6 protein-coding genes are annotated in these 11937 nt (G+C 30.1%); 2 read left to right on the top strand and 4 right to left on the bottom strand.

All coding sequences use genetic code 11. The annotated features are described in order from the left end of the window. Positions 1-4: 4 nt before the first annotated feature. The 4 genes from L8W69_RS05065 to L8W69_RS05050 all read right to left on the bottom strand — a co-directional run bounded on the left by L8W69_RS05065 (position 5) and on the right by L8W69_RS05050 (position 8591). Complete coding sequence (locus tag L8W69_RS05065; RefSeq protein ID WP_412175473.1) at positions 5-1660, bottom strand: L-lactate permease; 1656 nt, start codon at positions 1658-1660, stop codon at positions 5-7. A gap of 276 nt (positions 1661-1936) precedes the next feature. Continuing rightward, positions 1937-4231 (bottom strand): 7TM-DISM domain-containing protein, encoded by a 2295-nt coding sequence (locus tag L8W69_RS05060; RefSeq protein WP_263666581.1) that lies wholly within the window; start codon positions 4229-4231, stop codon positions 1937-1939. Then, positions 4228-4833, bottom strand: coding sequence for a hypothetical protein (locus tag L8W69_RS05055; protein WP_263666580.1), 606 nt, complete (start codon positions 4831-4833; stop codon positions 4228-4230). The genes L8W69_RS05060 and L8W69_RS05055 overlap by 4 nt, the downstream gene beginning before the upstream one ends. 2 nt (positions 4834-4835) lie before the next feature. Beyond that, positions 4836-8591: an Eco57I restriction-modification methylase domain-containing protein gene (locus L8W69_RS05050; RefSeq protein WP_263666579.1), complete on the bottom strand. Its 3756-nt coding sequence runs from the start codon at positions 8589-8591 to the stop codon at positions 4836-4838. Between the two features lie 212 nt (positions 8592-8803). On the opposite strand from L8W69_RS05050, the gene L8W69_RS05045 reads away from it, so the two are divergent. Further along, complete coding sequence (locus L8W69_RS05045) at positions 8804-9382, top strand: cytochrome c3 family protein (protein WP_133319461.1); 579 nt, start codon at positions 8804-8806, stop codon at positions 9380-9382. A 1-nt stretch (position 9383) separates the two neighbouring features. Then, the gene (locus tag L8W69_RS05040; RefSeq protein ID WP_263666578.1) at positions 9384-11903 is read left to right on the top strand and encodes a molybdopterin guanine dinucleotide-containing S/N-oxide reductase; all 2520 of its coding nucleotides are present in this window, start codon (positions 9384-9386) and stop codon (positions 11901-11903) included. The last annotated feature ends 34 nt before the right edge of the window (positions 11904-11937 follow it).

Below are 11937 nucleotides of genomic sequence, written 5' to 3'. Positions count from 1 at the left end.
ATCCTTATTTTAAAAGCACTGCTTCAGGGATGATCCCGTGGAAGAAAAATGCTATAACAAAAGTCCAAATTCCTATTAGAATTATAAAACCTATTGAGTATTTTAAAGTAAATCTAAACAATTCAGATTCTTTTCCTACAAGTCCAACTGCTGCGCAAGCTACCGCTATACTTTGAGGAGATATCATTTTACCCACAACTCCACCAACAGAATTTGCTGCTAAAAATAAAGTTTCTGAAATTCCTAACTTTTGAGCACTAACTTGCTGTAATGTCCCAAAAAGCAAATTTGAACTAGTATCAGAACCTGTTAAAAACACACCTATCCATCCTATGATAGGAGAAAAAAATGCATAAGCATCGCCTGTATTTGAAAAAGCAAGTCCTAAAGTAGTGCTCATACCGCTATTTTTAGCTATAAAGGCAAAAGCAACTACTAAGCCTATAGTTAAGCATGGAGTGGCCATTTCTTTTAAAGTTTCCCAAAAACACTCGGTAGCTTCGTTGATTTTTATTTTCAATACAACAATGCTCATTAAAGCAGCCACTAAAATAGCAGTTCCTGCTTGTGCTACTAAATCTATAGTATGTGATGGAATCATTGTTTTTTTAATTTGTGGATTAACTATATCAGGACTTATGATAGCTCCTAAGGCTTCATTAAATTTCAAAGTAAATTGCATAAAATTTAATATTCCATCTTTAGCAAATAAAGCCTTAAACCAAGGTTGCGTCCATATAATAATACAAATAATCAAAAGTATAAAAGGAATCCAAGCTAAAAATACTTTTTTAAATTCTAGCTTTTGTGAGTTTTCAAAGTCTTTTACATCATCTAATCTAAAAATATTTTTTGGCTTCCAAAATTTTAAAAATATCGTAGTAACAGACAAAGAAACAACCGCTGAAATAATATCTGGAAGTTCTGCGCCTAAATGATTTGAACTCCAAAATTGTGTAGCAGTAAAAGAAACGGCTGCGACAAAAATAGCAGGAAAGGTTTCTTTAACCCCTTTTAAACCATCCATTAAAAATACTATAAAAAATGGTATAGTCAAGCTAAGAGGCACAAGCATTCTACCCACCATAGCTGAAACACCGTGCTGTTCTATACCTGCTAGATTACTCATCGCTATGATAGGAATTCCAACTGCTCCAAAAGCTACCGGAGCGGTATTGGCTATGAGGCAAAGTCCTGCGGCGTATAATGGTCTAAGCCCAAGTCCTACAAGTAATGCAGCGGTAATAGCCACTGGCCCTCCAAAACCTATAGCACCTTCTAAAAAAGAACCAAAACAAAATCCAATCAAAATCACTTGAATTCTATGATCTGGAGTGATACTCATAACACTTTGTTTTATCACTTCAAACGAGCCTGATTTGATAGAAAGTTTATATAAAAATATGGCCGCGATGATGATCCAAGCTATAGGCCAAATACCATTTGCAAAACCTTGTATAAAGCTAGCACCTAATAAAGAAAACGGCATATCATAAGCAAACAATGCCACAACACTTGATAAAATAAGAGTTAAAAAGCCTGCTTGATAGCCTTTGAGTTTGAAAACTACAAGAGAAAGCAAAAAGCACAAAATAGGCAAAAAAGCCACCAAAGCACTTAAAAGTATGTTGTCAAATGGATTATATATTTGTTGCCACATATTTTTCCTTTTGATAAAAATTTCCAATATCTAGCTTAACAAATATTTTTATTTTTGTGTATTTTTGTTAGAAAAAATTAACTATATGGGTATAAGAGTAACATTTAGTATAAAAATTCTCTTTTAATAAAAACAAAAATTTACACTTTACAAATGAAATATAAAGTATTGTTTATATTTAAAACAAAATATAAATATAATAAAAATATTTATATCAAAAGCATTTTTAAATCAAATTTTTCATCACACTTTAAAGCTAAAAGCATGATTTTGCTTTTAGCTTGGCACTATGGAGTTTTTGCGTGCGGTTTTTTGGAGCGAGAATATCACTAAAGCTACAAGTATAAAATACACCACCGATAAACTAAGCAGTAAAGGATAAGTAGTGTTGGTGTCTTTTTCTAAAAAGCTTCCAAACACAGGAAGCATTAAACTAGGTTTTGCAAGTAGTGCAAAAATGCAAACTATATAAGAAACACCAATGATGATTTTTCTTATAATTTCTTGTTTATCATCAAGTAAAATAAATTTCAATGCAAAAAATACAAAAAGACTTATAATAGCAATATGTGTATACAAAGCTACCAAATCTAAAAAATTAAAAATCACATAAAAAAAGCTACCAAAAATATATAAATTAGTAAAAATATTGAAAGAAAGTATCGATAAAACTATAAATAATAAAATCAATACATAAACAAAATTGTTTTTTACAAATTCATCTAGCTTGCCACTTTCTTTGTTTATATTTAAACCAAAGATATTATAAGTCGTTTTATTGTGTTCTTTAAAGATATAACTTTCATTAGTATCTACTTGAACGATATGGTATTTTGCATTATTTTCTATGCTAGGTTGTTTAAATTTATCAAGCACAAAAGAAAAAATACTAAAAAGCATGATGATTATAAGTAGATTATGAAACACCTTTAGCAAGTCTGTATGATGATCACAAAGTTTACGATAAAAAACAAGTTGCCATTTGTCTATCCATTCTTTAGAAAATATCTTGGGCTTTTTCTCTTCTAGTTCTATCTCTTTACAATAAAGCTCGTATTTATGAAACTTTGAAGCTTCTAAAAGATTATTATCTTTTATCAATGCATTTTTAAAAACTCTAAAAGAATCTCTAAAATCATTCGCAAATTTATCTAAAGATTTTTGATATTGTTCATTTGTATCTTTGTTAAAATTTTCATATTCTTGTTTGATTTGTTTTTTTAGATCATCAAATGTAAAATTTAAAGTTATATTTAAAGCATTAAAATTATCTTTCAAAATTATTTGAGAAAAATTTGGAACCATATTAAAAGTAGACCCATAAAAAGAAACAGGTTGGTTAAAACTACAACTATAAATTTTCACATCAAAAAAATTACAAAATACAAAATATGCACCTTTATTAAAAACACATGTTCTAAATGTTAAGTTTTTTATAGTTTTATTTTCAAAAGCAATTACTTGATTAAATTCACAACTTTTAAAAGATATATTTTTTGATTTTAAGAAATTATCTTCTATTTTTATATTATCATTAAAAATCACATTAAGAAAAGAAACTTCTTTCTTAAATATACTTACTAATAGTTTTTGCATATTATTCAATTTAATTTTTATAAATTTAACGTTTTCATAAAAGATATTTCCAATGCCAATATCTAGTGTAGTATTATCAAATTTTCCAATAAAATTAATTCTTCTATAAAAATAACATTTAGTAAAATTTATTTCTGAATTTTCTTTACATCTAAAATAAAATTCTACAGTATTATCCTTTTCAATCTTTTCAACAGTTATGCCTTTAAAAAATGCACTCTTAATAATTTCATTACTCAAAAATCGAATATCATTTTTAAAATCAACTTTTTCCATTTGAATTTCTTCATAAGAATTGTTCGCTAAAACAACCTTATCAAATGTAATTTTTTTAAATTTAATATTTTTACTGAAATTACTTCTGGATATTTTAAAAGTTTTTGAAAACGTAATATCCTCAAAAGTTATATTACTTTTTACCTGAACACCAAACAGTTGAAAACCAGAATCAAACTCACACGCATTTACATGCAAATCATAATTAAAAATTGCATCCGTAGAAAATACATATGAATTGATATATTCGCGTGAAACATTCTCATTTTTTTCGTAATCAATTTCTGCTTTTTTTATTCCAAAATATTCAAATTTACATGCCTCGAAATATAATTTTGGATAACATAAATTTTCCTTAGTTGTTTTAGACTTAAAATCTGGTTTTATATTTCTTTGTATTTCATTGTTATCTTGACTTACACTAATCAACAACACTGCATTTTGTCTTTTATCTTCAAAACTTTCAAAATAAATATCTTTAAAGCTACAATTTTTAAATTCTATACACTCTATTTTAAATATATTTTTATCTATATCATCTATATGTATTTCATAATTATCCGACTTTAAGGTTTTTACTTCTTTTAATTTACCATATTCTTTTATTTTTATTTTCAAAGATTTGTTATTAACTTCAAATATTATTTTGTTAGAACTACTGTGATCTTTAAAATATTTCGAAAAAACTATTTGAGTCATCTTCCTACTACTCCCGCAATTTGTCCTAAATAAGGCAGCAAAGATATAAAAGCATCTATACTTTTATCGCTTAAATATTTTAAAACAGAAAATATCTTTTCTTTTGCTTTTGTTTTATCTTTTTCTTTTAGTGTATCAATAGCCAAAAGTAAATTTTCTATTTCTTCTTTTTGATTTTTATCTAAAATATCTTCTGGAATTTTATTTAACTCTTCTAATGCTTGTTCTATTGTTATATTTTGAAATATAGTGGCATTTGCTGTATTTGTATTGTTGTTTTTAAAGTCATTATTTATATTAATCAACTTTTTATCTTCTTTTATTTTTTCACTTTCATCTTTTAACTCTGCTAAATAAATCTCCATTCTTTCTATCATCTTTTGTAAAGATTCTATCATACCATAATCATTTTCTGATGGCTTAGGGTAATATTCACCTTCAATAGTAGGATATACTATGTCAAAATTTTCATAATATATATTTTTATAAATTTCTTTTATATATTCTATTTGTTTCCAACACTTTGATGGATTTTCTTCTTTTAAGATTTCTTTACTTTTATAAATATGCTGTGTTAATTTCTCGATTTTATTTTGGTTCATCTTCACTCCTTGTTTTCAATGATTTTTATTTCTTCTTCGTTTAGGTTGTAAAGTTTATAAACAATAGAGTTTATTTTATCTTCTTGGGTTTTGGTGTTTGCGTTTTTGTCTTGTTCTTTTAAAACTAAAATCTCATCGACTAAGCTTATAAGCTCGTTTGCTAGTTTTTCATTTTTAGAATTTATTTTTGGTATAGGAAGTTTTTCTATTTTATCTTTAGCTCCATAAGCATAAGAACCCGTTTGTATTAAATTTGTTTTTAAGGTAATTAGCCATTTATAACAATTAGAATTCATAAAAGCTAATATATATTTTAAACTTACTTCATCTGAAGTCATCATAAATAAAGAATTATTAAAAAACATAGGATCGCTAATATATGAAAACAAATATTCTCCACTCACTGGGTTCCAAACTATTTTTTCTTTTTCAAATTCTTGATAATAAGCTATACTATCTTGGGTCTCAAACCATTTGTTACTTGTTTTCTTACGACAGCCTTTTTCTCCACTTTGTTTTATGCGTGGTAAAAATTTAGATAGATAAGATTTTAATGATGGGTATTGTTCTATATCGATGTTTAAACTTGGAAAAGTTCCTATCACCCAAAGCCCTGCCCACTCATAACTATATCTTTTTATATCTCTACCGCGTAGCATTTTGCGTATGAGTTTAGTGGTGCGTTCTTTTTCGGCTTCATCTTTGCATTTAGCTAAAATTTCATCTCTTTTTTCAGTAGTGATGATAAAGGCTTCATTATAGCCCGTTTTTATGCCATAGTTTATATTAAGCCCATGCCAGTCTTTAAGTGGAGTGCCGTGCTTTTCTATCTTTGCTTTTAGTGCGTTTGTGCCCTCATCGTTAAAAGTAAAGCTTTCTTTGCTTAAAGAATTTTGTGCGATTTTGTTAAAATTTAAAATGCTTTCTATGTTAAAGTCGTTTTCTTTTAAAAGCTCGGTGTTTGGGGCTAGGTATTTGAAGCTACTATCTTTAGCTTTTGCTTTTTCAAAGCTTAGTATGGAAGTATCTACCGTAGCACTTTCAAAGACTTTTATACCATTTAGATCGATGTATTCTAAAAGTGTGGTATTTTTGAGTAAAAACTCTCTTAAAGCTTCTCCATAACCTGCTCTTGTGTATTTGTTTGAAGTGATGAAAGACAAAACACCATTTTGCTTTAGCACATTAAACCCAAGCTCATAAAAGTAAGTATAAATGTCGCTAGTGCCTTTATAGACTTTATAGTTTTTGGCTAAATTTGGCTTTAACTCTTTGATGTCTTCTTGTCTGATGTAAGGTGGATTACCGATGATGAGATCAAACCCTTGAAAATTCCCACCCTCATCAAGTACTTCGCTAAATTCAAAACGCCATTCAAAAGGATTTGCACTTTCTAAGTCAAATATACTCTCATAAAGCTTTTTAAGCTTTTTAAATTCTTTCTTAGCAGCACTTTCATCAAAGTCAAATTCAAACATATTTTTAGAGAAAAATGCTCTAAAATTTTCATCTTTTTCATCTTGTGCTAAAAAATCGCCGTATTTTTTAGAGTATTCATTAGCACCGTTGGTAAGTTGCTTGATCTCTTTGGCAAATTTGTCTTTTAAGCAGAAATTTTTAAAAGACTCTTTGAGGTTTTTGATCTCTTTTGCGATGAGAGTTTTATCAGTGTAAAAGCCTTCTTTGTAGTCTTTGACTATGCGTTTGTATTTATCCATGCGTTCTTTGATGTTTGGGTAGTGAGAAAGGCTTTTGTGAATTTCAAAATAACTTATAAGCGAATTCCCGCATTTTATGTTGATGTCGATGTTTGGTAGGGTTTTAAGATCATGATAGTTTGTATCATCAAAGCTTTCATAAAAGCTGTGTTTTAAAAGCTCTATCCAAAGCCTTAGTTTAGTGATCTCGCATGAGTTTGGGTTGATATCTACTCCAAAAAGGTTGTTTTCTATGATGTCTTTTTTACGCTCGAAAAGTTCTTTTTGGCAAAGGTGGGTTTTGTCTTTGTCAAAATCAGGGCGTTTATACTCTAAAAACTGGCCTTTGTGATTTTGCACTAAAATTTCATCATTTTGCACGCTTAGGTAAAAGTCCTCTTCAAACAAACCAAGCTCATAATGCACCATAAGCATGGCATTTAAAGCTGAAACTAAAAAATGCCCACTTCCCACTGCAGGATCGCAAATGCGTATGGAATTTAGCAAGGCTAGTTTTTGCTCTTGAGAAATTTTTTCTTGGCGTAGCTGGGTTCTTAGCTCGCTTAGCTTGGTGGCATTTAGCTTAAAAGTATGGTTAAACTTATCTAGCACGACTTTTTCTATGCTTGCTTTACACATATATGAAGTGATAAAGCTTGGGGTATAAAAACTACCTTCTTTGTAGCCATTTAGCTTTTCAAAGACATTTCCCAAAACGCTTGAGTTGATGAGTTCTTTTTGTTTGATGAGTTCTTCGCTTTGCTCATCTGCTCCAAAGTCAAAGCTGTCTAAAAACTCAAACAAATACTCAAGCAAACCTACTTTGCCTTTTTTGCTTTTACCTTTGTCATCTTTTAACTGCGTGTGTGGGTGATACTCTAGCAAAGCATCATTTTCCAAAGTAGCGATTTCTAGCGTGGTTTTTTCGATGGCTTGTTTTTCAAAAAGTGATGAATTTAAATAAGGCAAATAGCTAAATTTACTCTGCGTCCTTGTGTGCTTTTCTTTAGCTAAGATATCAAAGAAAAGGTGTGAAAGGGTAGTAAAATTTGGAATTTTTTCATAGTTTAGAAATTTAAGGGTTTTATCATCGTTAAATCTAACTAAATTAGACTCAATAAGCTTTAAAAATAAAATGCGGTTTAGCCAAAGTATGATGAATTTTAACACCTCTTCAAAGTCATGCTTTGGAAGCTTGCTCGCTATGAGATGATAAAGTGTGCCTTGGGCTTGTTTGCTTTGCTCACTTTGTGTGATGATGAATTTAGAAAGCTGTTTGCTCTCGCTTAAACCTAGGATGTATAAAAGCTCTTTATAGAATGCGTTGTTTAGTGAGTTTGCGTCATTTGGGCTAAATTCATTTAGCAAAAAGTCTCTATGAAAGGTTTTAAAAATGCTTGCTAGATTTTTGAAATTTGACTTTTGCTTGTCTTTTAAAAAGGCTAAATCGATGAAAAAGCCTTTTAAGCTTTCTTTGGAATTTTCTATAAGTTTGCTTGCTTCTTTGTAAAATTCATCAGTGTTGCCTTTAAAAAGTGAATTTGGGCTTTGAAATTCTTCAAAAAGCTTTTTAAAGCTTGTGTTTTTATAAAAAAGCTCTTCAAATTCACTAGCTTTGAAAATGTAGAATTTATAAAAGTCTGTGATGATGATAAATTTCAAACTAAAGCTATGCTCTCTGTTTCTAAAATAATACAAAATGGCTTCATGCAAGGCTTTGGAATTTGGCTTTGCGTGGGTGATGAATTCTTTTGAGTTGGGCTTTTTAGCTTCGATGAGAACTTCTAAGTCTTTGCTAAACTCATCTTTAGCAATGGCTAAATCAATCTCGCTTTTGCCTTTTTGCTTGGTTTTGATGTGGGTTTTGAAATTTAGAGTGGTTAAAAATGGACTAAGTGTGTTAGCTACAAGATAATCTTCATTTTCACTTTGTGAGCTTTCAAGCCTTTCTAGATACTGCGTTAAAGCCTTGCTAAAAGTGTCAAATTCATTTTGTGTGATTTGCTTTTTGCGGTAGTAGGGGTTGAAAAAATCTTTTTCATTTAGCAAAGTAAAGTGCATTTTTAACCTTTATAAAGAATATTTTATATTTTACTAAAATTTACTTTAAAGGATTGAAAAGACTTTATGAAAATAAAAAAACAAATAAATTAAAAATTAATAAAAAATTATTAGATAATATTTATTATTGCATTTTTTATATTTTTATACTAAGAAAATTTTAATACTAAAGTTATACAATAAGTTTATATTAAAAATATCAAGGAGGCAAAATGGGAAAAATTTTAGTTTTCTGTTTAGCGCTTGTTTCTTTTGTTTGCGCTAAAAATGAATTTTTTACAAGTGAAGTAAGCTCACTTTACTTAAGCAAAAATGACACAAAAGCTGTTGGTAGATTGCTACCCACAAATCCTTTTGAAGTATTAAAAACTGATGGAAATAAAGTTTTGGTCAAGATCACAGGCTATGTTAATCCTGCTTCGCCTTCTGTGCTTTATTACAACGATAGTCAAAGAATCATAGTTGCTGCATTTTCTAAAAATACAAAACTTGATTTTAAAACTTATACTAAAAGCAAAAATGGAAAATGGGATAAAGCTACCATAGAAGTTTGGACTGACAAGAAAGATTTTGCAAAAAGCAACAAAGAAATGTTTATAAAAGCTAAAGAGCTTTATATGAATAATTGCGGAATTTGTCATAGCGTTCATAAAGAAAGTGAATTTAGTGCTAATGGCTGGCCTGCTACTTTTAGATCAATGGTAAATAGAACAGGAATTGATAAAAAAGATCATTGGCTAGTGATACAGTATTTGCAAAAAAATGCAAAAGATTTTAAGGAGGTAAAATAAAATGGGACTTGACAGAAGAAAATTTTTAAAAATCGGAGCAGGGTTAAGCGTGTTGCCTTTAGCTCCTAGTTTAGCCATGAGTAAAAATATAGAAGTTTCTCAAATAAATTCTGGTTTAGTAAAAAATGGAAGTGTGATAACAGCAGCACATTGGGGAATTTTAAAACTTACCATTAAAGATGGTGTGGTAATTAAAAGTGAGCCATGGGAAAAAGTAACACAAATTGACAATCCTTTACAACACTATACAGCAGATATGATCTACAAATCACGCGTGAAATATCCTTATGTTAGAAAAAGCTATCTTGAAAATCCCGACAATCCAAAACCTGAACTTAGAGGAAAAGATGAATTTGTGCGTGTAAGTTATGATGAGGCTATAAAACTTATAGCAAAAGAACTTAAAAAAACAAGAGAGCAAAAAGGAACTCAAGCTATATTTGGTGGAAGCTACGGATGGAAATCTAGTGGAAATATGCAAAATTGTAGAATATTGCTCCATAGATTTTTAAATGTCACAGGTGGTTTTGTAGGGACTACCGGAGATTACTCAACCGGAGCTTCTCAAATAATAATGCCTTATGTTGTAGGCTCTATTGAAGTATATGAACAGCAAACTTCATGGGAAAACATTTTAGAACATTCTAAAATAGTAGTTATTTGGGGTGCTAATCCTATCGCTACTTTAAGAATAGCTTGGACTTCAAACGATCAAAGAGGTCTTGCTTACTTTGAAAAATTAAAAAATAGTAAAATCAAGGTTATTTGTATAGATCCTATAAAAACCGAAACTGCTAAATTTTTAAATGCACAATGGATCTCTCCAAAACCAAATACAGATGTTGCTATGATGATAGGCATGGCTAGTCATTTGATCGAAAAAAATAAAGTCAATTATGAATTTTTAGAAAATTATACAAGTGGATTTGATAAGTTCAAAGCTTATTTAGATGGCAAGAATGATGGCATTAAAAAAGATACAAAATGGGCAAGTAAAATTTGTGGAATTGATGAAAAAATCATCAAAATACTAGCTGAAAGTTTTTATGATAACCCTACTATGATCATGAGTGGTTGGGGTATGCAAAGAGCTCATCATGGCGAGCAACCTCATTGGATGTTAATAACCCTAGCTTCAATGCTTGGTCAAATTGGCACTAAAGGTGGTGGATTTGGCTTAAGTTATCACTATAGTAATGGCGGTGTTCCATCATGCAAAGGTGGTGTTATAGGAGGTATTACAGCAGGAGCTGTGGGAATTTGGGAAAATGGTAAATTTAAAGGTATGCCAAAAAATGGAGAATCTCAAGGTGGTGCTGAATGGCTACAAAATACTGCTAGTTATTCTTTTCCTGTAGCTAGAATAGCTGATGCTTTATTAAATCCTGGGAAAGTTATAGACAATAATGGTTCTAAAATAACCTATCCTGATATTGACTTTATTTATTGGGCAGGTGGAAATCCTATAGTCCATCATCAAAATACAAACACTAACATCAAAGCATGGCAAAAACCAAGAACTATAGTTGTAAATGAAATTTATTGGACTCCAACTGCCAAAATGGCAGATATTGTAATGCCTACCACAAGTTCTTATGAACGAGATGATATTACCATGAGTGGAGATTATTCCAATATGAATATAGCTCCAATGAAACAAGCAGTATTACCAATAGGCGAGAGCAAAGATGACTATGAAATTTTTGCTGATATTTGTAAAGTGTATGGAGATGATGTATTTAATGCTTATACCGAAAATGGTAAAAAAGCAAAAAATTTTATTAAAGAATACTACAATAGTGCTTTAAAACAAACTCAAGCTTATGGGGATGTATTTGAACCAAAAATGCCAAGTTTTGAAGAATTTTGGGCCAAAAATGAGCCTATAACTTTTTCTCCAACCATAGAAAGCATGGAATGGGTGAGATTTTCTGAATTTATTGAAGATCCTATCTTAAATGCTCTAGGTACTGAATCAGGCTTGATAGAAATTTACTCAAAAACTATCGAAAAGTATAACTATAAAGACTGCAAAGCACATCCAATGTGGATGGAGCCGATAGAATGGCTAGGAAATGCTACTAAGGAAACACCTTTTCATCTACTAACTAATCATCCAACAGATAGGCTTCACTCTCAAATGTGCCATACCTCATTGCGTGAAAAATATGCAGTAAATGATAGAGAACCTATCTTAATCAATCCTATTGATGCTAAAAAACTTGGAATCAAAAATGGTGATATTGTAAGAGTTTTCAATAAAAGAGGTCAAGTTCTCGCAGGTGCTGTGGTAACTAAAGACATTATGCCAAATGTTGTAAGATTATGCGAAGGTGGCTGGCATGATCCAAATGATGAAGGAATGTGCAAATACGGAAATGTAAATGTCTTAACTATTGATATGCCAACTTCTGAATTAGCAAACGGAAACATTTCTCATACAGGCTTAGTAAATATAGAAAAATATAAAGGATTACCGCCTAAAATAACAGCATTTACAGCTCCAAAAGGCGCTGTATAACATTCTCTTTCTTAGAAGATAATTTCTTCTAAGA

It is taken from the genome of Campylobacter sp. CNRCH_2016_3089 (assembly GCF_025772505.1).
In the GTDB taxonomy this organism is placed as follows: Bacteria; Campylobacterota; Campylobacteria; order Campylobacterales; family Campylobacteraceae; genus Campylobacter_D; species Campylobacter_D lari_D.
The sequence above is the reverse complement of the archived record's forward strand: the minus strand, read 5'-3'. Positions and strand labels throughout refer to the sequence as shown.

What these genes read in the sequence shown, in the direction of transcription:
- L8W69_RS05065 (WP_412175473.1), bottom strand. Translation starts at nt 1,660, where the DNA reads ATGTGGCAACAAATATATAATCCATTTGACAACATACTTTTAAGTGCT.
- L8W69_RS05060 (WP_263666581.1), bottom strand. Translation starts at nt 4,231, where the DNA reads ATGACTCAAATAGTTTTTTCGAAATATTTTAAAGATCACAGTAGTTCT.
- L8W69_RS05055 (WP_263666580.1), bottom strand. Translation starts at nt 4,833, where the DNA reads ATGAACCAAAATAAAATCGAGAAATTAACACAGCATATTTATAAAAGT.
- L8W69_RS05050 (WP_263666579.1), bottom strand. Translation starts at nt 8,591, where the DNA reads ATGCACTTTACTTTGCTAAATGAAAAAGATTTTTTCAACCCCTACTAC.
- L8W69_RS05045 (WP_133319461.1), top strand. Translation starts at nt 8,804, where the DNA reads ATGGGAAAAATTTTAGTTTTCTGTTTAGCGCTTGTTTCTTTTGTTTGC.
- L8W69_RS05040 (WP_263666578.1), top strand. Translation starts at nt 9,384, where the DNA reads ATGGGACTTGACAGAAGAAAATTTTTAAAAATCGGAGCAGGGTTAAGC.